The sequence below is a fragment of the Microbacterium sp. 05T445 genome, assembly GCF_056395865.1.
In genome coordinates, this window is sequence record NZ_JBFTKJ010000001.1 from 1651996 (window position 1) to 1676718 (window position 24723).

The 24723-nt window shown below is 70.0% G+C and carries 19 protein-coding genes and 1 pseudogene; 14 read left to right on the forward strand and 6 right to left on the reverse strand.

From position 1 onward, the window contains the following. Positions 1-28 precede the first annotated feature (28 nt). The gene (gene purF, locus AC1DDU_RS07940) at positions 29-1489 is read left to right on the forward strand and encodes an amidophosphoribosyltransferase (protein WP_477432770.1); all 1461 of its coding nucleotides are present in this window, start codon (positions 29-31) and stop codon (positions 1487-1489) included. 44 nt (positions 1490-1533) lie between these two features. Further along, on the forward strand, positions 1534-2769 hold the full coding sequence (locus tag AC1DDU_RS07945) for a CynX/NimT family MFS transporter (RefSeq protein ID WP_477432772.1): 1236 nt from the start codon (positions 1534-1536) through the stop codon (positions 2767-2769). Between the two features lie 90 nt (positions 2770-2859). On the opposite strand, the gene AC1DDU_RS07950 is transcribed toward AC1DDU_RS07945, so the two are convergent. Next, positions 2860-3060, reverse strand: coding sequence for a DUF3073 domain-containing protein (locus tag AC1DDU_RS07950; protein WP_477432774.1), 201 nt, complete (start codon positions 3058-3060; stop codon positions 2860-2862). A 167-nt stretch (positions 3061-3227) separates the two neighbouring features. Between AC1DDU_RS07950 and AC1DDU_RS07955 the strand changes: the two genes are divergently transcribed. Further along, a complete protein-coding gene (locus AC1DDU_RS07955; protein ID WP_477432776.1) occupies positions 3228-3767 on the forward strand; it encodes a universal stress protein in 540 nt (179 codons plus the stop codon). 84 nt (positions 3768-3851) lie between these two features. On the opposite strand, the gene AC1DDU_RS07960 is transcribed toward AC1DDU_RS07955, so the two are convergent. Together AC1DDU_RS07960 and AC1DDU_RS07965 are read right to left on the reverse strand one after the other, a co-directional pair. After that, entirely contained in the window at positions 3852-4460 is a 609-nt protein-coding gene (locus AC1DDU_RS07960; protein WP_477432778.1) for a PadR family transcriptional regulator, read from the reverse strand. Further along, positions 4460-5380 (reverse strand): DUF4097 family beta strand repeat-containing protein, encoded by a 921-nt coding sequence (locus AC1DDU_RS07965; protein ID WP_477432780.1) that lies wholly within the window; start codon positions 5378-5380, stop codon positions 4460-4462. The genes AC1DDU_RS07960 and AC1DDU_RS07965 overlap by 1 nt, the downstream gene beginning before the upstream one ends. Positions 5381-5552: 172 nt before the next feature. Between AC1DDU_RS07965 and AC1DDU_RS07970 the strand changes: the two genes are divergently transcribed. Further along, a complete protein-coding gene (locus AC1DDU_RS07970) occupies positions 5553-6323 on the forward strand; it encodes a MerR family transcriptional regulator (protein WP_477432782.1) in 771 nt (256 codons plus the stop codon). A gap of 83 nt (positions 6324-6406) precedes the next feature. On the opposite strand, the gene AC1DDU_RS07975 is transcribed toward AC1DDU_RS07970, so the two are convergent. Further along, on the reverse strand, positions 6407-6571 hold the full coding sequence (locus tag AC1DDU_RS07975) for a hypothetical protein (RefSeq protein WP_477432784.1): 165 nt from the start codon (positions 6569-6571) through the stop codon (positions 6407-6409). Positions 6572-6780: 209 nt separating this feature from the next. On the opposite strand from AC1DDU_RS07975, the gene AC1DDU_RS07980 reads away from it, so the two are divergent. The 5 genes from AC1DDU_RS07980 (at position 6781) to AC1DDU_RS08000 (ending at position 10139) form a co-directional block, all read left to right on the forward strand. Continuing rightward, complete coding sequence (locus AC1DDU_RS07980) at positions 6781-7668, forward strand: SDR family oxidoreductase (RefSeq protein WP_477432786.1); 888 nt, start codon at positions 6781-6783, stop codon at positions 7666-7668. Between the two features lie 42 nt (positions 7669-7710). After that, the gene (locus AC1DDU_RS07985; protein WP_477432788.1) at positions 7711-7977 is read left to right on the forward strand and encodes a DUF7218 family protein; all 267 of its coding nucleotides are present in this window, start codon (positions 7711-7713) and stop codon (positions 7975-7977) included. A 92-nt stretch (positions 7978-8069) separates the two neighbouring features. After that, positions 8070-9038: a DNA topoisomerase IB gene (locus AC1DDU_RS07990; RefSeq protein ID WP_477432790.1), complete on the forward strand. Its 969-nt coding sequence runs from the start codon at positions 8070-8072 to the stop codon at positions 9036-9038. 313 nt (positions 9039-9351) lie between these two features. Continuing rightward, on the forward strand, positions 9352-9765 hold the full coding sequence (locus AC1DDU_RS07995; protein ID WP_477432792.1) for a fluoride efflux transporter FluC: 414 nt from the start codon (positions 9352-9354) through the stop codon (positions 9763-9765). Next, positions 9762-10139: a fluoride efflux transporter FluC gene (locus AC1DDU_RS08000; RefSeq protein WP_477432794.1), complete on the forward strand. Its 378-nt coding sequence runs from the start codon at positions 9762-9764 to the stop codon at positions 10137-10139. Before AC1DDU_RS07995 ends, AC1DDU_RS08000 begins: the two co-directional genes overlap by 4 nt. Positions 10140-10151: 12 nt before the next feature. Here AC1DDU_RS08000 and AC1DDU_RS08005 read toward each other — a convergent pair whose 3' ends face one another. After that, positions 10152-13196: a glycoside hydrolase family 2 TIM barrel-domain containing protein gene (locus tag AC1DDU_RS08005; RefSeq protein WP_477432796.1), complete on the reverse strand. Its 3045-nt coding sequence runs from the start codon at positions 13194-13196 to the stop codon at positions 10152-10154. 86 nt (positions 13197-13282) lie between these two features. After that, a complete protein-coding gene (locus AC1DDU_RS08010; RefSeq protein ID WP_477432798.1) occupies positions 13283-14533 on the reverse strand; it encodes an ROK family protein in 1251 nt (416 codons plus the stop codon). Positions 14534-14745: 212 nt separating this feature from the next. On the opposite strand from AC1DDU_RS08010, the gene AC1DDU_RS08015 reads away from it, so the two are divergent. The 5 genes and pseudogenes from AC1DDU_RS08015 to AC1DDU_RS08035 form a co-directional block, all read left to right on the forward strand. After that, positions 14746-16029 (forward strand): ABC transporter substrate-binding protein, encoded by a 1284-nt coding sequence (locus AC1DDU_RS08015; RefSeq protein ID WP_477432800.1) that lies wholly within the window; start codon positions 14746-14748, stop codon positions 16027-16029. Between the two features lie 85 nt (positions 16030-16114). Continuing rightward, on the forward strand, positions 16115-17020 hold the full coding sequence (locus AC1DDU_RS08020; protein ID WP_477432802.1) for a carbohydrate ABC transporter permease: 906 nt from the start codon (positions 16115-16117) through the stop codon (positions 17018-17020). Further along, the gene (locus AC1DDU_RS08025; protein WP_477432804.1) at positions 17017-17937 is read left to right on the forward strand and encodes a carbohydrate ABC transporter permease; all 921 of its coding nucleotides are present in this window, start codon (positions 17017-17019) and stop codon (positions 17935-17937) included. Before AC1DDU_RS08020 ends, AC1DDU_RS08025 begins: the two co-directional genes overlap by 4 nt. Beyond that, positions 17918-19309, forward strand: a complete 1392-nt coding sequence (locus tag AC1DDU_RS08030) for a Gfo/Idh/MocA family protein (protein ID WP_477432806.1) — start codon at positions 17918-17920, stop codon at positions 19307-19309. The genes AC1DDU_RS08025 and AC1DDU_RS08030 overlap by 20 nt, the downstream gene beginning before the upstream one ends. A 211-nt stretch (positions 19310-19520) precedes the next feature. After that, positions 19521-22658: pseudogene (locus AC1DDU_RS08035) on the forward strand (efflux RND transporter permease subunit); the annotation flags it as partial. Between the last annotated feature and the right edge of the window lie 2065 nt (positions 22659-24723).

The following is a 24723-nucleotide window of genomic DNA, read 5'->3' on the forward strand; positions in this document are numbered from 1 at the left end:
GAACGAACCAACGGAGCAAGCAACACCCATGTGCGGAATCGTCGGAGTGGTGGGACGCGGGTCCGCCAACCAGGAGATCTACGACGCCCTTCTCCTCCTCCAGCACCGTGGTCAGGACTCCACCGGAATCTCGACCGCCGAACGCAACGGCGTCGTGCACATGCACAAGGTGAAGGGCCAGGTCCGCGAGTCGTTCCGCACGCGCGACATGCGCGCGCTCCTCGGTGAGATCGGCCTCGGCCACGTCCGCTACGCGACCAAGGGCACCGCCTCCAACGAGGAGGAGGCGCAGCCGTTCTACGTGAACGCCCCGTACGGCATCGTGCTGGTGCACAACGGCAACCTCACCAACACGCGCGAGCTGACCGAGGAGCTCTTCCACAAGGACCGCCGGCACCTCAACACCTCGTCCGACACCGAGCTGCTGGTCAACGTCCTGGCCAACGAGCTGCAGTCGTCGATCTCGGGTCTCGAGCTCGACCCCGACCAGGTGTTCCAGGCCGTGACCCGCGTGCACGAGCGCGTCGAGGGGTCGTACGCCGCGATCGCGCTGATCGCCGGGTACGGCCTGCTCGCCTTCCGCGACCCGTTCGGCATCCGTCCGCTCATCCTCGGCACCCGCCGCCACGAGGACGGCCACTCCGAGTGGGTCGTCACGAGCGAGTCGCTCGTGCTCGAGAACGGCGAGTTCGAGGTCGTGCGCGATGTCGCCCCCGGCGAGGCCGTCTTCATCGACCTCGAGGGCAACCTGCACACCCGCCAGTGCGCGGCCGACCCGAAGCTCGTGCCGTGCTCGTTCGAGTACGTCTACCTCGCCCGTCCCGACTCGGTGATGAACGGCATCTCGGTGTACGAGGCGCGGCTGCGCATGGGCGACCGCCTCGCCGACACCATCGCGAAGTACACCCCGCGAGAGGCGATCGACGTCGTCATGCCGATCCCCGACTCGTCCCGCCCCGCGGCCATGCAGGTGGCCCGCAAGCTCGGCGTGGAGTACCGCGAGGGCTTCTACAAGAACCGCTACGTCGGCCGCACGTTCATCATGCCCGGCCAGGCGGCGCGCAAGCGCAGCGTGCGCCAGAAGCTCAACGCCATGTCGAGCGAGTTCAAGGGCAAGAACGTGCTCCTCATCGACGACTCGATCGTGCGCGGCACGACGTCGAAGGAGATCATCCAGATGGCGCGGGATGCCGGTGCCAAGAGCGTCACGTTCGCCTCGGCCGCGCCCCCCGTCCGCTACCCGCACGTGTACGGCATCAACATGCCGTCCCGGCACGAGCTGGTCGCCTACGGTCGCACGATCCCCGAGATCGCCGAGGAGCTCGGCGCGGACTACATGGTCTACCAGGAGGTCGAGGACCTGAAGGCGGCGATCCTCGAGGGGTCGGATGTCGAGGACCTCGACATGAGCTGCTTCGACGGCCGCTACATCACGGGCACCGTCACCGACGAGTACCTCGCGTGGGTCGAGGGCTCGCAGGAGAGCTGACGACGACCCTCGGGCTCTCCCCCCGCCCGTAGGCTTGGGGAGTGATGTCGTCTCCTGCCCGCCCGCTCTGGCAGGGGAGGACCCTCGCGCTCGTCGGCATCGTGCTGTTCGCGTTCTCGCTGCGCTCGGCCGTCGCCTCGCTGTCGCCGCTGTACGACCACATCGCCGAGGACTTCGCCGTCCCGGCGGCGGTGATCGGGCTCATCGGCACCGCGCCGCCGGTGTGCTTCGCGATCTTCGGTCTGCTCACGCCGGCGCTCGAGCGCCGTTTCGGGCTCGAACGGCTCGCGGTCGCCGCCATGGCCGTCGTCACCCTGGGACTCGTCGCGCGCAGCTTCGCGCCGAGCTGGGGGCTGCTGCTGGCCGGCACCGCGCTGGTGTTCGCGGCCGTGGGCACCGGGAACATCCTGCTGCCGCCGCTGGTGAAGCGGTACTTCCCCGACCGCATCGGGCTCATGACGACGGTGTTCTCGACCACGATGGCCGTGTCGACGTTCCTGCCTCCGCTCATCGCGGTCCCGATGGCGGATGCCACCGACTGGCACGTCTCGCTCGGTCTGTGGGCCGGCTTCGCCCTGGTGGCGATGATCCCGTGGATCGGTCTGGCGATGCGCCACCGCGCCGCGCAGGCAGCCAAGGAGGACGACGACATCGAAGGGCCGAGCCCCCGGGCGTTCGGCCGCATGTGGCGGATCCCGCTGGCGTGGGCGCTGCTGGTGGCCTTCGCGGTGTCGAGCAGCCTCGCGTACACGTCGTTCGCCTGGCTGCCGACGATCCTCGTCGACATCGCCGGCGTCACCCCGGCCGCGGCCGGCGCGCTGCTGTCGCTGTTCGGATTCATGGGGCTTCCGGCATCCCTCGCCGTCCCGCTGCTGGTGACGCGCTGGAACGCCACGCGCCTGCTGTTCGGGGTCGCGGTGGTGTGCGGGTTCGCCGGCATCGCCGGCCTGCTGTTCGCGCCGACCGTGGCGACGTGGCTGTGGGTCGTGCTGCTCGGCCTGGCGCCGCTGCTGTTCCCGATGATCCTGGTGCTGCTGGGCCTGCGCACGCGCACCCACGAGGGGTCGGTCGCGCTCAGCGGATTCGCGCAGAGCGGCGGCTATGCGATCGCCGCGTTCTTCCCGCTGGGCATCGGGCTGCTGCACGAGGCCACCGGCTCATGGACCGGCCCGCTCATCGTGCTGGCGTTCGTCGTCGCCGCGGCGATCCCGGTCGGCGTGGTCGCGGCACGCCCCCACACCGTCGAGGACGACTGGGAGCGCCGCCACGGCGCCTGGTGAGGCGACGCGGGCACGCGACAGCGCACGCCGAATACGGCTCACCGGGCCGGCGAGCGTATCAGGTCGGTGCGACGACCTGCGCGAGGGAGACTACGCCTGCGACGACGAGAGCGGCGATGTCTCGTCCTCGTCCTCGTCGTTGTACTGGTCGGCCCACTTGTCGACGTACTCGTCCCCATCGGACGGGTGGCCGAGCTCGCGCTCGAGCGCGGAGTAGTTCACGTTGTACGTGTCGTACTTCAGCTCACGGGCGATCTTGGTGTGCTTCGCCTTCTGACGGCCACGCCCCATGCGAGACCCCCTCATTTAAGGTCGCGGGCTATTTTGCGGGCTCTCAGCCGCGCAAACCCGGGCATTCACGAATCCGGCTTCGAACCGGTAAGAGTAGCATTCAGGATAACACGGAGCCCCTGCACCCCGGCGGTTCCGTCACACCTGTGCGGGAGGAGCACCGACGTATGACCGACGAGGCATCCGAGCCGGACACCGACGCTGCGGGCATCGAGCACCTGCACGGGGCGGTGATCGTGGGTGTGATCCCCGATCAGTCCCCGCGCGTGCTGAAGGAGGCGGCGCGCTACGCCGCGCTCTTCCAGGCGCCCCTCGCGGTCGTCCACGTCGACGTCACCCGCTTCGTCACCTACGAGGACCCCGACGGCTACGTGCACTCGGCCCCCATCGACATGAACATCGCGGCCGGCGAGGGCGAACTGGCGAAGGTGCAGGATGCCGCAGCCGCCGTGCTGGGCGAGTCCGGCCTCGAGTGGGTCGTGCACCAGCTGGTCGGCGACCCCGCGATGGCGATCAAGCACTTCGCGGAGCAGATCGACGCGCGCCTGCTGGTCGTCGGCACCCGCAAGCGCGGGTTCGGCGAGTCGGTGCGGGAGTTCTTCACCGGCTCGGTCGGCGCGCGCCTCGCGCACCGGCAGCACCGCCCGATCCTCATCGTACCGTTGGGCGAGCCCGTTCCCGACGACGAGGAGATCTGGCCCGCCTGACGCGGGTCCGACGACATCGAAGGGGTGGACCCGCCGTGGCGGATCCACCCCTTCGCGTATGCCGGGAGAACCGGATGCCGCGCCTCAGCCGCGCAGCGCGCGGGTCACGTCGCGGGCGACGCGGTCGAGCTCGGACGCGAGCTGATCGACGACCGCGGCGGCCAGTTCGCCGCCACGCGCGACGTGGACGCGGACGTCGCCGCGCACGTTCGCGCGGAACTCGTTCACGAGGGCGTCCACGCGCTGCACCTGCTCGCGGCTGCGCACGCGCGGGTCGTCCTCGCGAGGACGCTGCGGCGTCGTCTCGCGCTCGTCGCGGGAGGCCGCGGCGAGGTCGGCGCGCAGGCTCTTCATCGCCTCGCGGACGCTGCCGCGCACCTCGTCGGCGATGAGCCGCACCGAGTCGGTCAGACCGGCCTCGATGCCTTCGAGCTCGCCGGCGCGGGACTGCACCTCGGCGTGGCCCGCCTCGGTGATGGCGTACACGGTCTTGCGGCCGTCGACCGTCTTGGTCACCAGGCCCTCCTCTTCGAGCTTCGCCAGACGCGGGTAGATGGTGCCGGCGCTGGGGGTGTAGGTGCCCCCGGTCCGGTCGGAGAGCGCCTGCATGATGTCGTAGCCGTGGCGCGGCCCCTCGTCGAGCAGGTTCAGCAGGTACAGGCGCAGGTCGCCGTGGGAGAAGACCGGGGCCATCACAGTTCACCCCGGTCGGAGCCCGCGTCGTCGCCGGCCGCCCCATCGGCTCCGGTGGCCTCGGCGGTCACGGGCGCGGAGGATGCGGCATCCCTCACCGGCTCGGCCGGCCGGCGCAGCACGGTGATGTCGCCCGACACGCTGTGGGCGCGCACGTCGGCGAAGCTGCCGCTGAGCTCGCCCACCGAGCCCGCGTAGTTGGTGGTGGGACCGGTGCCGTTGCCCGAGCGCACGATGCCGTCGACCTGGACGCGTCCGCTGACGCTGCGCACCACGTAGTTCGCCGGGTAGCCCTCGTCCAGGCGCACTGTCGCGTTGCCGCTGACGGTGTTGAGGCCGACGCTGAGGATGTCGCCGGTCGAGTCGACCAGCAGCGCACCCGAGACGGTGTCGATGGTGGCCTTGCGCAGCGTTCCGGTCGCCGCGACGTCGCCGGACACGCTGTTGGCGTTCAGGCCGCCGACGAGGCCGCGCACCTGCACGTCGCCCGAGACGGCGTTGACCGAGAGGTCGCCGGTGAGCCCGTCGACGATGATGTCGCCCGACACGGTGTTCAGCGAGGCGCCGGCGCTCAGGCCCGCGACCAGCGCGTTGGCGCTGACGACGCCGAGGGTGAGGGCGACCTCGCGCGGCACGGCGACGCTGACCTCGGCCTTCGGGCCGCCGGTGCCGAAGTTGCGGAACACTTCGAGGAAGTTGTCCCAGCGCAGTTGCGGATGGTCGATCTCGACGTGGTCCTCGGTGACCTCGATGCGCAGGTCCTTGACGGTGACCTCGTGCACCTCGATCCGGATCCCGGGTTCGTCGTGGGCGATCACGTCGATCTGTCCGCCGACGAGGCCGACCTTGAGCGTGCGGACGGTCTCGATGTCGATGACGCGCGTGTCGCCCGGGTGGATGATCCACTTCTCCAGGGTCATGACTGCTCTCCTGCGATTCTCTAGGGATGGGTCTGTATCGCGATATATCGCGTATGACGAGGGTAACACGATATATCGCGTCCTTGTCAAGGAGTTTGCTGAACGATGTTGACCTTGACGCAGCGTCAACCTTTAGCGTGGTCACCGACGACGCGACAGGAAGGAGGTCGTCATGGACGACGGACAGGAATGGTCGATCCAGCAGATCGCCAAGCTCGCCGGCACGACCAGCCGCACGCTGCGCCACTACGACGACATCGGGCTGCTCGCGCCGTCGAGCATCGGCCGCAACGGCTACCGCCACTACGACCAGGCCTCGCTCGTGCGCCTGCAGCGCATCCTGCTGCTGCGCGAGCTCGGGCTCGGACTGCCGCAGATCGCGGACGTGCTCGGGCGGGAGGCATCCGAAGCCCACGCCCTGGAGAGCCACCTGGCGTGGCTGCGGCAGGAGCAGAACAGGCTGGCGCGGCAGATCGCGTCGGTCGAGACCACGATCAGCGCATTGAGAGGAGGTGAACGACTGATGGCAGAGAACATGTTCGACGGATTCGACCACACGCAGTACAAGGACGAGGTCGAAGAGCGCTGGGGGAAGAAGGCGTACGCCGACAGCGACCGGTGGTGGCGTTCGATGAGCGCCGACGACAAGGCCGCGTGGCAGCAGCGCGTCTCGGACCTCGGCCGCGACTGGATCGCCGCGGCGCAGGCCGGGATCGCCCCGGAGTCCGACGAGGCGCAGGCGCTCGCGCGGCGCCACGTCGAGTGGCTGACGGGGATCCCCGGGACACCCGCCGCGGCGCCCGGCGGCGACGTCAAGGGGTACGTGCTCGGTCTGGGTGAGATGTACGTCGCCGACCCGCGGTTCGCCGCGAACTACGGAGGCACGCAGGGCGCAGGGTTCGTGCGCGACGCGCTCCGCGTCTACGCAGAGGCGAACCTCTGATCCCGGCGAGAGCCCCGGGGACGGACGGATGCCGCGGCCGATGTGGCCGCGGCATCCGTCCGTCCTGGTGGCAGAGCCGTCGATCAGGTGTTGCGGCTGCCGCTGATCACCCGGAACAGGAACGCGATCAGCGCGATGACGCCGACGATGATCGCGACCCAGAGCAGCCAACTCAGCGCGGAGTTGAGGCCGCCGACGATCGCGAGCACGATCGCGACGACGATGATGATGATCAGGGCGAGGTTCATGGGAGGTTCTCCTTCTGCGTCTCCGGTGCACGGGATGCGCCGGATGCCTTGTGGGCACGGATCCACCGTGGCACTCGGCCGACGCGGCCCGTAGGGGGTTGACGCCGCTCCCGACCCGGTGATACGGCCGCTCCCTCGCCGCCTAGGGGCCCGGGGCGGCGAAGTCAACCCCCCGGCGCGCGGCACGGGACCCCCGTACGTTCGCAGCCATGAGCAATTCCGTGTCCACCGATCCGACGACCGCGCATCACGCCGGCGGGTTCCCGCCGCAGCGCCAGGATCAGCCGGGGCTGACGGACCGGGCCTATCCCGCGCCCGACCACGGGGAGCACTCATACCGTGGCTCCCTCCGCCTCAGCGAGCGCCGGGCCCTCATCACCGGTGGCGACTCCGGCATCGGCCGCGCTGTCGCGATCGCCTTCGCACGCGAGGGCGCGGACGTCGCGTTCTCGTACCTGCCCGAGGAGCAGGCGGACGCCGACGAGACGATGCGCTGGGTCACGGAGTCCGGCGTGCGGGCGCTTCCGCTGGCGGGCGACCTGCGTGACGAGGGCTTCTGCACCGAGATCGTCGAACGTACCGTCGCCGAGTGGGGCGGCCTCGACGTGCTGGTGCTGAACGCGGCGTATCAGAAGGACCGTGACAGCCTCGCGGAGCTCGAGACCGAAGAGATGGACCGGGTGTTCCGCACGAACCTGTACGCGCCGATGTTCACGGCGCGGGCGGCGATCCCGCACCTCGAGCCCGGAGCGTCGATCATCGTGACGACCTCGATCCAGGCCTTCAACCCCTCGCCGTCGCTCATCGACTACGCGATGACCAAGGCGGCCCACGTCGCCTTCGTCAAGGCGCTCGCGCAGGAGCTCGGTCCGCGGGGCATCCGGGTCAACGGCGTCGCACCCGGGCCGATCTGGACGCCGCTCATCCCCGCGACCGGGTGGGACGCGCAGCGCCTCGCCACGTTCGGGCAGGACACGCCGCTCGGGCGCGCGGGGCAGCCGGCCGAGCTGGCGGGTGCGTACGTGTACCTCGCCGGCGACGACGCGAGCTATACATCCGGCGCGATCGTGCCGGTGACAGGGGGGAAGGGACTATGACGGACGCGTCCGACGGGCGCGCCCGGAGAGAAGGAGGATGCCATGCCAGGGCGACGCGGGACGAACCTCAAGGACCGCGAGATGTACGAAGAGCTGCGCAACGAGGGGGCCTCGAAGGAGAAGGCGGCGCGCATCTCCAATGCCGCGGCAAGTCAGAGTCGGAAGGTCGTCGGCCGCCGCGGCGCGAAGGCGAAGGACTACGACGACCGCACCGTGCCCGAGCTGCGCAAGCGCGCGAAGGAACTCGGGCTCAGGGGATACTCGGGCAAGAACAAGTCCGAGCTCATCTCGATGATCCGCAACCACTGACGTCGGTTCGCGGGTCCGTCCATGAGCGATTCGACGGACTCGCGACCCGGGGTGGCCTCACCGGCATCCGAACTCGCCGAAGGAGATGACGGATGCCGAGACTCACCCGGGTGCGACCCGTGCAGGATCCCGGGTTCCGCCGGGTGCGCGCGGGGTCCGGCTTCCGCTACCTCGACGCGAAGGGCCGGACGCCCGGTCGACGCCATCTCGAGCGCATCGACGCGCTCGTCATCCCGCCCGCATGGCAGGACGTGTGGATCAGCGAACGCCCGGATGGGCACATCCAGGCCGTCGGCACCGACGACGCCGGGAGGCGCCAGTACATCTACCACCCCGACTGGACCGCGGGCCGCGACCGCGGCAAGTTCGCCCGTGCGCTCGCACTGGCCGAGACCCTGCCGCGGGCCCGCGCGCGCGTGACGACCTCGCTGCGGCGGGAGGCGGTCGACCGTGAGCGTGTGCTCGCGGTCGCCTTCCGGCTCCTCGACGACGCCGCGCCGCGGATCGGCTCGGAGCGCTACCTCGCCGCACACGGCAGCCGCGGCCTCACGACGCTTCAGCGGAGGGACGCGTCGGTGGAGGCATCCGTCGTCGCGCTGGCCTTCCCCGGCAAGAGCGGCAAGCGGCAGCTGCTCGAGATCGACGACGCCGACCTCGCCGCCGCGGTCGCACTGCTCGCGGCCGGACGACCCCGGTCACCGCTGCTGGCGTGGCAGCGGGGTGCTCGGCGCGTGCCGGTGACCCCCGCGGAGGTCAACGCCTACGTGCGGTCGCTCACCGGCGGCCGGTTCACCGCGAAGGACTTCCGGACGCTGCGCGGCACGATCCTCGCCGCCGACGCCCTGGCGCGGATCGGGACCGTCGACACGAAGGCCGATCGCAAGCGCGCCGAGGTGCTCGCGGTCCGCGCGACGGCCGAGGCCCTCGGCAACACGCCCGCCGTGGCCCGCGGCTCCTACATCGACCCGCGCGTGTTCGCCCGCTACCACGACGGGCACCTCCTCGACCTGACGGTCACGCCCGAATCCGCGATCCGCGGTCTCCTGCGCCCCGGCCGCTGAGCGGCGCTTCGTCTCGCTGCGCTCGCTCGGCGACCGGTGGTCTGCGTGAGCTCGGCGACCGGGGGCGGGGGCGCTTCGTCTCGCTGCGCTCGCTCAGCGACCGGTGGTCTGCGTGAGCTCGGCGACCGGGGGTCTGCGTGAGCTCAGCGACCGGGGGCGGGGGCGCTTCGTCTCGCTGCGCTCGCTCAGCGACCGGGGGCGGCCGGCGCGGCGCTTCGTCTCGCGGCGCCGGCTCAGCGACCGCGCTTCTCCCGGTCGCTGAGCGAGGAGCGCAGCGACGAGACGAAGCGGCGGGCCGGAGTAGCGTGAAGGGATGCCGCAGCCCGTCGACCCGCGCGTGCTCGGCGTGACCGTCGCCGGCGGTGCGGTGGGCGTGCTCGCCCGCGCGCTGGTGCTCGCGCCGGTCACCGATCCCACGGCAGTGCCGTGGGTGACGCTCGGCATCAACGTCGCCGGCTCGCTCGTGCTCGGTGTGGTCGTCGGATGGTTCGACGACCGGCGCCCGCTGCTGCGGGCGTTCCTCGGCACGGGCGTCATGGGCGGGTTCACGACGTACAGCGCGTTCGCGGTCGCGACGGCGCTGTGGCTGTCGACGCCGTGGCTGGCCGCGGGGCTGGCAGCGGCATCCGTCGTCCTGGGTGTCGTCGGTGCCGTCGTGGGCCTCTACATCGGGCGCCGGATCGCCGACGTCCCGGGCGAGATCGAACCCCCGGAGGACGCCGAATGAGCCCGTGGCTGCTGGTCGCCGCGCTCGCCGGGGGCGTCGGCGCGGGACTGCGCTACCTCGTCGACCGCCTCCTCACCCCGCGCAGCGGCGTGCGGTTCCCCCTCGGGATCCTCGTCGTCAACGTCTCGGGCTCGTTCGCGCTCGGGGTCATCACGGGCCTGGGCGCGGCCGTCGCGCCCGAGCTGTCGTTCGCCCTCGGCGTCGGGCTCCTCGGCGGGTACACCACCTTCAGCACCGTGTCGGTCGAGACCGTGCTGCTCGCGCAGCGGCGGCGTTGGCGGGATGCCGCCCTCAACCTCTTCGGAACGCTGGCGCTCGCCGCCGTCGCGGCCGGGCTGGGCATCCTGCTCGGCGCCGTGCTCGCCGCCCCCTGACGGGGCTGCGCGCTAGGGCAGCTGCCGGATCCGTGCCACGAGCGTCCGCGCCTGGCTGCTGAGCATGTCCTCCGGCCACACGTCCGGACCACACGATCTCGATCCGATCCCGTTCTGGGCGGCGTCGAGGTACAGGTAGGAGGCCGTCGCGGGCGGCAGCTCGTGCGGATGCCGCGCCTGCGCCACCTCTTGCGCGGTGTGACGTGTGAGCGTGAACCCGGGCCGGCGCCCGTGCAGATCCGACGGCATGTCGAATCGGACGCGAGGCGCGCCGTCCGCGGTGAGCGTCAGCTCGCGCACGTCGGCGCGATGTCCGTTCTCCTGCGGCTTGGCGTAGGGGACGCCCAGCGCGTCGATGCCGGCCGCGAAGCGCCCCACGCGCACCGCGTGGTCCGTGTCGGGGTAGGCCTCGCCGGGACCGGATCCGAACCACTGCGCACCGTCCACGTCGCGCGGCAGGTCGAGGCGGACACCGAGCCGCGGCCAGATGTACGTCCAGTCCGACGTCGGCTCGAAGTCGAACCTCACCCACAGGTCCCCTCGGTGCAGCTGCCAGGTCTCCGTCAGCGTGACGGCGTGACGCGAGTTGGGCGGCGACCAACGGCTGCGCGTGCGCAGCCCCTGCTCGAACGTCTCGATCGACTCGACCCGGCCCGTGAGGAGGTGGAGGTACTCGCGCTCCCACACGTCCGCGTGCGGCGGATCGATGGTCGCGTGCCGGTAGTCGACGGGATGCATCGGGTCGTACCTCGAGGAGTCCACCGCGCCCGCCCCCCGGTCGTTGTCGGTCGGCGCGCGGTACAGCTCGCACCGCACGGGCCCTGTCGGCAATCCCGCGAGCGAGGTGAGCCGGCCGCCGACGAAGGATGCCGGGCCCAGCGTGGCGCGGTGCACGCCCGCCGCCGGCGACGTCGTGGCCGGCGGAGGCGGCGCGCTCTCCCGGGCGCGGTCGTGGACGCGCCGCGGGGTGAGGTCGAACTGAGCCACGGCGACGACGTGACCCTCGCCGGCCCACGGCAGGTCGGCGCCGAACTGCGCCTCGACCGTGACCCAGACCTCCGCCTCGTCGGTGATGTCGGGGACCGGGACCGACAGCATCCGCTGCTCCCCAGGCGTGAGCGGCGGGGCCTCCACCCCGACACCCTCCTGCGATACGGGGACCTCGGGTCCCGCGACGCCGTCGATCTCCACCCGTCCGGTGAACCGCACCGGCGCGATCGCGACGCCGGCGTGCCCGCGCACGTCGACGGACAGCCGTCCGTCCCGCACGACGGGCTCGCCGAACTCCACAGGGGCGACGACGGCGGCGAACTCGAGGAGTCCCGGGCTCGGCGTGCCGTCGGAGAACACCAGTCCGTCCAGCACGAAGTTTCCGTCGTGCACGCGCTCACCGAAGTCTCCGCCGTAGGCGAAGTACTCCTCGCCACCCGGTGCCGTCTGCCGGATGCCGTGATCGCGCCACTCCCAGATGAATCCACCGTGCAGCCGCGGGTACGTCCGGCTGCCGTCGGCGTTGCGCGCGCGGACCAGGTCCTCGTAGCGTGCGAGCCCGCCGGGGCCGTTGCCCATCGCGTGGCCGTACTCGGCCATGAGGAACGGGCGCGTTCGCACGCGTGCCGCCTCGGCGAAGTCGGTGGCCCACGGGGTCGATCCGTCGGTGTCGCTGCAGATGCTGCGCACGTCGGCGACGGACGTGTACATGCGGGAGTAGATGTCTGTGTAGCGCCCCTGGTAGTCGCCCTCGTAGTGCACCGGGCGCTCCGGGTCGCGCGCACGCACCCAGTTGGCGGCGGCGGCGAGGTTCTCCCCGGTGTGCGACTCGTTGCCGAGGGACCAGATGATGACGCTCGGATGATTCTTGTCTCGCTCGACGGTGCGCCGCATCCGATCGACCACGGCCTCGCGCCACGCGGGGTCGCCGCTCGGATTGCCGTCCCACTGCACAGGCTCTGACTTGCCGAAGGCGTGCGACTCGTAGTCGTTCTCGAGCACGACCCAGAACCCGATCTCGTCGATCAGATCGAGCACGCGCGGATGCGGGGGATAGTGCGACGTGCGGATCGCGTTCACGTTGTGGCGCTTCATCGTGTGCAGCTCGTCGCGCACCCATGCCTCATCGAACACCCGCCCGAGGTCGGGGTGCGTCTCGTGCCGGTTCACCCCGTTGAAGATCACCTGGGCGCCGTTGACGCGGATCTCGCCGTCCACGATCTGCACGGTGCGGAACCCCACCCGCAGCGAGATCCTCTCGCTCGCACTGGACACGGATGCCTCGTACAGGCGGGGGACCTCGGCCGACCAGGGGACGACGGCGTCGACGTGAACGGGTCGCACCTCGTCGGCGGTCGCCCAGCTCAGATCGATGCCGAGCTCGGGGACCTCCAGACGGACCGGGTAGGCGGCGGCGTCGGCGATCACCTCGGGCAGGATCTCCCCGCCGCCCGTGCCGGGGTCGAACGCGGTCCGGAGCCAGACGTCCTCGATGCCTCCGACGGGCCGCGCCTGCAGGACGACGTCGCGGAAGATGCCGGGGAGGTACCACTGGTCCTGGTCCTCGACGAAGGTCTGCGCCGACCACTTGTGCACGCGCACGGCGATGGTGTTGCGCCCGGGCTGCAGGGCCGCGGTCACATCGAACTCCTGAGCAAGACGCGATCCGACGCCGACGCCGATCTCGGTGCCGTTCACCCACACCCGGTAGATCGACTCGACCCCGTCGAAGCGGAGCACGACGGCGTCGAACCTGGCGGAGTCGAGCCATTCGGCCGGCACGTCGAAGGTGCGGCGATGGTCGCCCGTGGGATTCTCATCCGGCACGTGCGGGGGATCGATCGGGATGCTCAGCTGGCTGTTCGTGTACTCCGGGCTTCCGAACGCCCCGTCGCCGGTCAGCACCCAGTGGCACGGCAGGTCGATGGCCTGCCAGCCGGCGTCGTCGAACGCCGGGTCGGCGAACCCGTCGACCGCCTCGCCCTCCGGGAGCGCGTGCGGCGCGCCGAGGCTCCCGGGCGCTCCCGGCAGCAGCCGGAATCGCCATGGTCCGTCGAGAGACCGCACGGGTGCGTCGGAATGAAGCCACGACCGCGCGGGTCGACGTGCGCCGGACCCTGCGCTGATGGCGGTCACGTATCGGGCGGAGTCGCTCATCTGCTCCCCTGGGCTGCGGACGTACGGGCGAACGGATCCGAGAACAGCATCTCCTCGACGTCGTTCAGGGCAAGACGTACGGCACCCATCGCGGCCGCGCCCTCGCCGAGGGGCGAGACGGCCACGCGGGGCTCGAACATGCACACGCGCGCCAGGCGGGAGCGGATCGCTTCGGCCGCGATGTCTCCGGCGACGACCACGCCGCCGCCGACGACGACGACCTCGGGATCGACGGTGATCACCAGCCCCTCGATGCCCGCCGCGAACTCGTCCGCGAAGTCGGCGACGGCCTCGCGCGCGTCGACCTCTCCTCGCCGTGCCGCCTCGAACACCGTCAGCGGATCGACCCCGAGCATCTGGTCGCGCGAGAGCTCGTCGACGCCGACTCCCGTGAAGCTCACGAGCTTGCGGTAGGCGTCGATCAGGCGGTGACCGGATTCCGGCGGGATCTCCCCGGCGGCTCCGTGATGGCCCAGCGGCGAGACCCCGTCGATGAGGTAGGCGGATCCGAGACGCCGCCCCACGTGCAGGTAGACGGCGCTGCTGCAGCCGGCGGCCGCACCGACCCAGTGTTCGGCGAGCACGGCGGCGCGCATGTCGTTCGCGATCTTCACGCGGACCGGGAGGAACTCGCCGAGCATCGCCGCCAGGTTCTGTCCTGTCAGCTGGGGGATGGCGGAACGCACGATCTCGCCGTCGGCACGCGCGATGCCGACCGTCGCGGCGGTCGCCGCAAGGATCTGCCCCGGCTCGCGGTCGGCCAGGCGAAGTGCCTCGGTGACCGCTGTGGACGTGGCGGCGACGCGCTCAGCCACCGTCGCCCCGTGGGCCAGGGGGTACTCCGCCTGCCCGATCACCTTCCCCGCCAGATCTGAGACGAGGGCCCGCACCCAGTACAGCGCGATGTCGACCCCGACCACGCACCCGGCCTGGGAGTCGAACGAGATCGTCCGAGCGGGGCGCCCGGCGGGTCGGCGCCCGGCCCGCGGGACGGGTGGCGCCTCGGCCAGCCAGCCCTGTCCGATGAGCGCATCGACCACGTCCTCGGCGGTCGGACGGGAGATGCCGGCCGCCTGCGCGATCTCGGTCACCGTGTAGCGGTCGATGCCGGGGTCGTCGCCGGCGCGGAGGGCGGCGGCCGCCTGCGCAGCGTAGAGCAGACGCAGCACGGCGACGACGTTCAGCTTCCGCAGCGTGGAGGAATCCCCCGCGTGCACGCCGCCGGCGCCGACATCTTTGACCGACATAAGGAATCTCATTTCTGAATTGCCTTCAACGCTCACGTTCCCCAGAGACTAGCGGAAGAGTGCGGGTTGACAGCACCCCCTTCCGGTGCAAAACTACCCGAGCCACAGGCATTACAAAAACCATTTTCATAACCCGTGCACCTGCGTCGCTGCATGCCGGCGCGTCGCACCTCGACCATGAGAAATGAGAAACCGTGCGTACACAAAGGCGTATGACGCGTTACCTGGCTCTGGGCGCCGCCGCCGCGGCGGCCGTCGCGCTCGCCGGCTGCACAGCCGGCGGGTCCGCCAGTTCCGGATCCGATGGGAACGTCACGCTGACCTTCCTCGTCTCCGAATCCCCGAACCTGACGCCGGAGTACTGGGACGCCGCGATCGCCCGCGCATCGGAGAAGGTCCCGGGCGTCACGATCAAGAAGGTCGTCGGCGAGAACACCCCGGCCTATGCGCAGCAGCTGTTCGCGTCGGGCCAGGCGCCCGACATCTTCGCCGCCGGCATCGCGAACGGTCTGGCGCAGAAGGGCGAGCTCGCGGAGTACACCCGCGAGGAGCTGGAAGCCGCAGGGATCACCGACTTCACCTCGGGGACCATCGACGGCAAGTTCTATGGCATCCCAACCGCCGCGCAGGCCATCCCGCTCGTCTACTACAACAAGGACCTCTTCGAGCAGGCCGGCATCAGCGCCCCGCCGAAGACATACGACGAACTGATCGAGGACTGCGTCAAGCTGCAGGCTGCCGGCATCGCCCCGTTCGAGATCGGTGGCGGCGGCAAGGACACCTGGGCGACGTCGTTCGCGCTGAACGCCGCCGTCTCGGCCGACGTGCTCATCGCCGACCCGGAGTGGTTCCTCAAGCGCGAGAAGGACGAGGTCAAGTTCACCGATCCGGAGTTCGTCGGCGCGGCCGAGAAGGTTGCCTCGATCATGAAGGACGGCTTCGCCGATCCTGACGGCATGACGCGGACCTACGCCGACCTCGAGCAGGCGTTCGTCGACGGCAAGGCGGCGATGTACCCGATGGGATCGTGGTTCACCGCGGCTGCCGACGGCAAGGAGCTGTCCAACATCGGCGTGTTCGGCTGGCCCAGCGATGATGGCAAGCCGGCCTTCCCCGTCGTCACCGGCGCAGGCATGAACGTGAACGCGAGCTCGAAGAACGTCGATCTCGCCAAGGAGTGGGCGCTGGCGTTCGCGACGGACAAGAAGAACCTGGATGCCTCGGCCATCGTCGACGGCGGGATCATCACCGTGAAGGACTACACGATCCCCGACGGCGTGGGCGCGCTCTACAAGGAGATGGTGGCCGCCTACGACGCCGCCGCGTCCGCTGAGGCCAGCGTGCCGGCCTGGGGCAACGTCACCGGCGACGGCGCGCTTCCGCCTGGCTTCGGAGACAAGATGATCGCCGCGAACGTCGATCTGCTCACCGGCAAGACGACGCCCGAGCAGTTCGCGCAGTACCTCGACGAGCAGTACGCCGCCGCGCAGAAGTAGCCGCATCCCGGCACGGGAAGGGGACGGTCTCGGACCGAGGCCGTCCCCTTCCAGACCGAGACGCATGAGAAGCAAGGCCGCCGCCATGACCACGCAGCACACGCAGTCCAGGCGCAGGAAGATCCTGCGCAATCCGCTCCACTTCCTCCTGTTCGCCCTCCCCGGCGCCGCGCTCTACGCGGTGTTCGTGCTCTGGCCGCTGCTGGTCGCGTTCGGGTCGAGCCTGACGAACGAAGACGCCTACCGGGTCGACACCTCCTTCATCGGGTTCGAGAACTACGCCACCCTGTTCTCCGACCCGGCGTACCTGCAGACCCTGCGCAACACCGTCATCCTCACGATCATCGCCGTCATCGTGCCGAACGCGCTCGGCCTCGGCATCGCGATCCTCCTCGACCGGAGCGGCTGGGCGTTCAACGCGATGCGCGCCGTCTTCTTCGTGCCGGTCATCCTCTCGTCGGTCGTCGTCGCGGTCGTCTGGCAGCTGCTGCTGAAAGACGACGGCCTGATCAACGCCGCCCTCAGCCCCTTCATGGCCGATCCGCCCGGGTGGCTGTCCGACCCCGACCTCGCGCTGTACAGCGTGGGGGCCATCGTCGCGTGGCAGTCGGTCGGCGTGTGCGTCGTGCTGTACCTCGCCGGCCTGCAGAGCATCCCCAAAGAGCTTCTGGAGGCGGCATCCATCGACGGTGCCGGACCTGTGCGCCGGTTCTGGGCCGTGACCTGGCCGCTCCTGGCGCCGTCCGTCACGATCATGACCGTGCTGTCGATGATCGGCGGCTTCAAGATCTACGACCAGGTGAAGGTCATGACCAACGGTGGACCGGGTGTCGGCACGACCTCGACGCTGGCCTTCGACGTCGTGCAGACCAGCCTCGACGCCGGCGCGGTGGGATACGGCGCCGCCAAGGCCGCGGTGATGTTCATCATCATCGCGATGATCTCGCTGTTCTCGATCCGTCTGATGCGCAAGCGGGAGGTGGACCTGTGATCACCGCAGAGGCGATGGGCGCCACGGAGGCGATCGTGACGGCCGACAGCAGTCGGAATCCGCGACCTCGGCGCCGCTGGCGCGGCGTGGAGGCGAGCGGCGCGGGACCGACCCGCACCATCCTCGCCCTGGTCGTCACGGCGATCTTCATCTACCCGATCTACCTCGTGCTGCTGAACGCGTTCAAGACGCAGGAGGACATCTACAAGTACCCCGGGCTCCCGGTGCTGCCCCTCACGGCGCAGAACTTCATCGACGTGTTCACCCGTCCCGACGGGCTGTTCTGGACCGGCCTGATCAACAGCATCCAGATCACCGTCATCGGCACTCTGATCTCCACGGTTCTGGCCGCGATGATGGCGCACTACATGGTGCGCTCCACGAGCCTGTTCGGGAAGCTGCTGTGGTTCGTCATCCCGCTCGGGCTGATGATCCCCGCGGCGACGACCCTCATGCCGCTGCTGCGCATGCTGAAGGACTTCGGGCTGATCGGCTCGGTGTTCGGATTGATCATCGTGTACGTCGCGGGCAACCTGCCGTTCGGCGTGCTGGTGTTCACCGGGTTCATGCGGACCATCCCGAAGGAGATCGAGGAGGCCGCCGCCATCGACGGCGCAGGCCCGATCCGCACGTTCTGGGCGATCGTGTTCCCCCTGCTGCGCCCTGCTGCAGCGAGCGTGATCATCTTCCTCGCGGTCGGGCTGTGGAACGACTTCATTACGCCGTTGATCATCCTCGGGCCGGCCAGCGGGAGCACTGTCACGGTCGGCATGTACCGCCAGATCAGCGAACACGTGTCGAACTACGGCGCGGTGTTCGCCTTCATGGTGCTCGCCACGATCCCGATCGTGATCCTGTTCATCTTCTTGCAGAAGTACTTCGTGAAGGGACTGCTCAGTGGTGCAGCAAAGGGATGACGCCATCCTCGGAACGGCGCGGACGATCCGCCTCGCCGTCGTCGGGGCCGGAATGCGCGGCCACGCCTATGCGGCGGAGGCGGCGGAGCTTCCGGGCGTCGAGGTGGTCGCGGTCGCGGAGCGGAACCCGACGACCATGGCCCGCTTCACCGGGCGCTTCCCGCACGCGCAGACCTTCGACGACTGGCGCGACCTCGCCGCGCAGCCGCGTCTCGCCGATGCCGTGATCGTCGCCCTCCCGGACGAGTACCACCGCGATGCGAGCGTGGCCTTCGCCCAGGCCGGCTACGACATCCTCCTGGAGAAGCCGATCGCTACCAGCCCGGAGGACTGCGACGACATCGAGGATGCCGCGAAGGCCAACGGCGTCAGCATCACGGTGTGCCATGTGCTGCGGTACACCACGTACACGCAGAAGCTGAGGCAGCTCCTCGAGAGCGGGGCCATCGGCGAGATCATGCAGATCGAGCATCTCGAGCCGATCGGCCACCTCCACTTCGCGCACTCCTTCGTGCGGGGGAACTGGGCCCGCTCCGCGTCCAGCCACAGCCTCCTGCTGGCCAAGTCGTGCCACGACATCGACTGGCTGCTGCACGTCATGGGGCGCCCGGTGCAGCGGGTCTCTTCCTTCGGCTCGCTCGGGTACTTCCGGCCGGAGTCCCAGCCGGCCGGCGCCTCCGATCGCTGCGTGACCTGCCCTGTCGCGTCGTCCTGCGCGTTCGACGCCGTGCGCTTCTACCGCAGCGGCCTGAACAATCCGGGCTCAGCCGAGGAGTACAACGCCCTGGTCATGGCGGGCGAGGTGACCCCGGAGGCGATCGACCGCGCGCTGGAGACCGGCCCATGGGGGCGGTGCGCCTTCCTCTGCGACAACGACGTGGTCGATCATCAGACGGTCCAGATGGAGTTCTCCGGCGGAAGGCTCGCGAGCTTCACCCTCACCGCGTTCGCCGAGGGCGCCAACCGCAAGACGCGCCTGTTCGGCACGGCAGGGCAGATCACCGGAGACGGCCGGTTCATCAGCGTGTACGACTTCCGCACGCTGGAGACGACGGTGTACGACACCGACGAGCTCGGCTTCGATGCCGCAACCGGGCACGGCGGCGGCGACCGCGGGCTCATGTCGGAGTTCGTCGCGGCGCTACGGGACGCCACACCCGAACAGCTCTCCTCGAGCATCTCCGCGAGCATGGCCAGCCACCGTGTGGTCTTCGCCGCGGAGGAGGCCCGCCGCACCGGCACCGTGGTCTCCCTGCCGGCGGAGGAGGGTGACACGGATCTCTCGCGCCTCGAACTCTCGGGCAGTCGCCGTCCGGATGCCGGCCGAGTCCCCGTCGGGGTCGGGGAGTCCGCCCGCGCCTCGGTGCACTGACGAGTCCCCGCGGGGACGCATTCCCGGCTCCGTCTCCCGAGCTCGCAAGATGCGCGCGGGGGCTGTTCCGTCGCGCCCGCGCGGAGCCGTCCCCGCGCTGGTGCTCCCAGGCCTTTCATATGAGAGCTGCATGAAATACTGACACTCGATACGTCTCCGTATCGTGCGGGCTCCCGCATCCGTTGCACCACCACCCAGCGAAGGCCTCCGTGTGTCGAACCTCGCCGTCCTGAGTCTCAAGAACCGTGCCCTGATCGCGCTGATCACGATCGTCGCCGCGATCTTCGGCGGACTCGCACTCACGAACCTCAAGCAGGAGCTCATCCCCTCGATCGAGTTCCCCGCGCTCATCGTCGTCTCGACGTACCCCGGTGCGTCGCCGGAGGTCGTCAGCAACGACGTCTCGGTGCCCATCGAGACGGCGATCCAGGGCGTCCCCGGGCTGGAGTCGACGAGCGCGACGAGCACGACCAACGCCTCGATCGTGCAGGCGTCCTTCACCTACGGCACCGATCTCGCGACCGCCGAGCAGAAGATGACGCAGGCGATCAACCGCATCAAGAGCCAGCTTCCGACCGGGGTCGACCCGAACGTCATCTCGGCGAGCATCGACGACTTCCCCGTCATCCAGCTGGCCGTGACCGGCTACGACGACGAGGCGACGATCCAGGCGCAGCTGGAGGCATCCGTCATCCCCGACCTCGAGGATGTCGCTGGCGTCAACGCGGCGCAGATCGTCGGCGGCGTCGGCCAGCGCGTGACGATCACGCCCGACCAGGCCGAGCTCGCGGCATCCGGCTACTCGCAGCAGGCGATCCGTGACGCGCTCGACCAGAACGGCGTGCTGTTCCCGGGCGGCGAGATCACCGAGGGCGACGAGACGCTGACGGTGCAGACCGGCTCGAAGATCTCGTCGGTCGACGAGATCGCGGCGCTGCCGCTGGTGCCGTCGACGCAGGACCAGTTCGTCGGCGGGCCGAAGACGATCGCGGATGTCGCGACCGTCGTCGAGGAGGCCGACCCGGTCACCACCGTCTCGCGCGTGAACGGCGAGCCCGCGCTCACGATCGCCGTCACCAAGCTGCCTGCGGCGAACACCGTCGACGTGTCGCGCGGCGTCCTCGACGTGCTGCCCGACCTCGAGAAGTCGCTCGACGGCGCCGACTTCACCGTCGTGTTCGATCAGGCCCCGTACATCCAGGAGTCGATCGACACGCTCGCGAAGGAGGGCCTGCTGGGCCTCGTGTTCGCGGTGCTGGTGATCTTCGTCTTCCTGCTGTCGGTGCGCTCGACACTCGTCGCGGCCATCTCGATCCCGACGAGCCTGCTCATCACCTTCATCGGCCTGCAGGCGTTCGGCTACTCGCTGAACATCCTGACCCTCGGTGCGATCACGATCGCGATCGGGCGCGTGGTCGACGACTCGATCGTCGTCATCGAGAACATCAAGCGGCACTACGTCACCGGAGCCGACAAGGGCGATTCCATTCGCCGGGCTGTTCGGGAGGTGGCCTCGGCCATCACGGCATCCACGATCGTGACCGTCGCGGTGTTCCTGCCGATCGCGTTCGTCGGCGACGTCACCGGGGAGCTCTTCCGTCCGTTCGCGATGACCGTCACGATCGCCATGACCGCGTCGCTGTTCGTGGCGCTGACGATCGTCCCGGTGCTCGCGTACTGGTTCCTCAAGCCCGGCAAGCCGATCGTGGATGCCGGAGGCGTCGCGGTCGACCCCGAGGACCCGGCCGCCCCGCCCAGCCGCCTGCAGAAGGCGTACCTGCCGATCCTGCGCTGGACGCTGAAGCACTCGTGGATCACGCTCGCGCTCGCGGTGCTGGTGCTCGTCGGCACGATCGCGGCCGCGCCGTTCATGAAGACGAACTTCCTGGGCGACTCGGGTCAGAACACGTTCACCATGACGCAGGACATCGGCCCGGCGCCCTCGCTCGAGGCCGAGAGCGCCGCGGCGGAGCAGGTCGAGGAGGCGCTGCTCGACATCGACGGCATCGAGACGGTGCAGGTGTCGATCGGCTCGAGCGGCTCGGCCCTGCGCGACGCCTTCTCGGGCGGCGGCAGCGGCATCACGTACTCGATCACCACCGACCCGAACGTCGATCAGGTGGCGCTGCGCGAAGACGTGCAGAAGGCGGTCGCCGACCTCGACGACGCCGGCGAGATCTCGATCGCCGCGGGCGGGGGCGGGTTCGGTTCGACCGACATCGCGATCGACGTCACGGCTCCGGACTCGAAGACCCTCCAGACCGCGACGGATGCCGTCATCGCCGCCGTCGACGGCTCCGAGGGCGTGGGTCAGGTCACGAGCAACCTCTCGGCCTCGCTGCCGTACATCGCGGTGACGGTGGACCGCGACAAGGCCGCGGAGCTCGGCCTCTCGGAGGTCGCCGTCGGAGCCCTGGTGTCGAACACCATGCAGGCGCAGTCGATCGGCTCGGTCGAGATCAACGACACGGCGCTCACCGTCTACCTCGCGGCACCCGAGACGCCGGCGTCGCTCGACGACCTGCGCCAGCTGCAGGTGCCGAGCGCCACCGGTCCGATCCCGCTCGAGCAGGTCGCGACCGTCGAGGAGAGCGAGGGACCCACCTCGATCACCACCGAGGGCGGCCAGCGCACGTCGACCGTCACGGTGACCCCGTCGACCGACGACCTCGCCACCGCGTCGGCCTCGGTGACGACGGCCCTCGCAGACGCCGACCTGCCGTCGTCGGCCGACGCCACCCTCGGCGGCGTCGTGACGCAGCAGCAGGACGCGTTCTCGCAGCTGGGGCTGGCCCTGCTCGCCGCGATCCTGATCGTGTACATCGTGATGGTGGCGACGTTCAAGTCGCTGCGCCAGCCGCTGCTGCTGCTCGTGTCGGTGCCGTTCGCGGCGACCGGCGCGATCCTGCTGCAGATCATCACGGGCGTGCCGCTCGGCGTCGCCTCGCTCATCGGCGTGCTGATGCTCATCGGCATCGTGGTGACGAACGCGATCGTGCTCGTCGATCTCGTGAACCAGTACCGCGAGAAGGGTCTCACCGCCCACGACGCGACCGTCGCCGGTGGCTCGCGTCGTCTGCGCCCGATCCTCATGACGGCGCTGGCGACGATCTTCGCGCTGACGCCGATGGCACTGGGTATCACCGGCCAGGGCGGGTTCATCTCGCAGCCGCTGGCGATCGTCGTGATCGGTGGCCTGGTGTCGTCGACCGTGCTGACGCTGCTCGTGCTGCCGACGCTGTACAACCTCGTCGAGGGCGCGAAGGAGCGGCGCATCGCGCGGCGCAAGCGTCGCGACGAGGGCGACGGCGGGGGCGAGGGCGGTCCGGCACCCGAGGGCGAGGGCCCGTCGGGCGAAGACGCGGATGCCGAGGCAGAGGGTGTGCTCGTCGGTGCCGGCTTGGGCGGGGCTGCCGTTGCGGCGGGAGCTGCCGGGGCTGCGGCTTCCGGCGATGCCGCGGGTGATGGCGGCGCGGGTGCTGCGGCCGGCGTCGCCGGTGCCGCGGCGTTCGAGACGCGCCGTCAGCGCCGGCAGCGCGGCGCGGTCGGTGCAGCCGAGAGCGCGGCCGTCGCGGTACCCGTGATCGAGGAGGGCCCGGACGTCGAGGTGCTCGAGTCGACTCCTGCGCCCGAGGCTGCCGAGGCGAGTGTGCACCAAGCTGACGCCGTGACGGCCGTCGCGGCGGAGGAAGCGGGGCAGGACGCCGACACGCCGGCCGATGCCGCCGTGGACGAGGCGCCCGCACCCGCGATCGAGGAGGCCGGCGCCGAAGGTGCGGATGCCGAGCCCGTGGCCGCCGAGGCAGCCCCGGCCGAGTCCGACGGACCTGATGTGATCGATGCCGTGCCGACGAGCGCGCCTGAGCCGATCGTCGCGGAGGAGCCCGGTGCGGAGCCGGACGCCGCGGGTTCGGCACCGGAGTCGGTCGCGTCGGACGAGCCTGTTGCCGAGCACGACGCCGTCGCCGAGTCGGAGCCGGACGCCGCGGGTTCGGCACCGGAGTCGGTCGCGTCGGACGAGCCTGTGGCCGAGCCGGACGCCGCCGCAGGGACGGAACCGGAGTCGGAGGGCTCCGAGCCCGAACCGGCAGTCGACGAGTCCGAGCCGGCTGAGGAATCCGCGGTCGGTGAGCACGACGCCGTGGCGGAGACGCCCGACTTCGCGGCCGAGCGCGAGCCAGAGCCGCAGGCCGAGCCCGTGACGGACGACGAGCGGGAAGCGGCCGACGCCCCGCTTTCGCGCCCCGAGACGGAGCCCGCGCCCGAATCGACCGACGTGCCCGCCGCCGACCAGGTGGCCGACGAGCCCGAGGCGCATGAGGACGAGTCCGACGTGGCGCCGCCGGAGGCGGCTGGCGGCGACTCCGTCGACGCTCACGACGTCGAGGAAGACCGCCCGCGCAGCAACGACTGACCGACAGCGAACAACGAGGACGGATGCGAAGCCACGCTGTAGCGGCCTCGGGCGTCAGCCGTGTCCATGAGCCGATCTCGCCGACGATCCGCAGCGGCTCGTTCGGTACGAGCGGGTGGGGTTGCCGGGGGACTGGCCGCTGTCAGCCGTGCCCGCAAGCCTCCAGCCGAGAGCGACCGGTCGTTGCAGGCTGACCGAGCCGATGGCTGTTTCGCCGCCGTGCGAATACCGCGGCTGTGCGGGCATCGACCCCGGGCGGGTATACGGGCATCGCACTCTCGCGTGCAACCGCGGAGGCATCGGCGAGGGCGGATCGCGCGCTAAGGGACCGGTCAGCGAGCGACGCGCCGCTTCTCCGTTATTCGATCAATCATGACAACGAGGCAGAAGCGCTCTCAGGACGTGACGCCGTTGCGCGACACTCGAGTCCAGATCCGCAAGTCCGAGATCTCTCCACAACTCGCAGAGAGCTACTCGCTTCCGAAGGTGATGCTCCGGCCATGCCCACCCACATCCAGCGATGGCCGAGAGAACTCGCGAAAGCCTTCATATGGCGAGGGAGTCAGTCCTAGCCAGGCCAATGCCGCGATTCCGCCTACCCGTTGAGGTGAATAGTCGTGGCACCGAGCGCTGTCGTCTCCGGGAAGTCCATGTTCGATGAAGGACCGAGCTCGACGATGCAAATTCATCACGTCCATTGGGACGACGCCTTCGAGTCCCTCGACGACCTTGAGAACCGAACTCCACGCGCGCGAGTAGTTCTCGTTCGAGATCGCGGTCCCGTCGCCAAGAGCGCGGCATCCGTGACCACCTTGATCTGGTCATAGGAATACCCGCCGCCTAGCACCACTCGAGCTTGTTCGATTGAGTCTGTCGCCCCCCCGCGGAACCATCCCCCTCGGTGGTGGAGTCACCGCCCCCGGTCGATCCACCGATGGTTGTCGAATCCCCACTGCTTCCACGCTGCGCGCTCGAGCACCCCCAACAGTGGGCACCAATA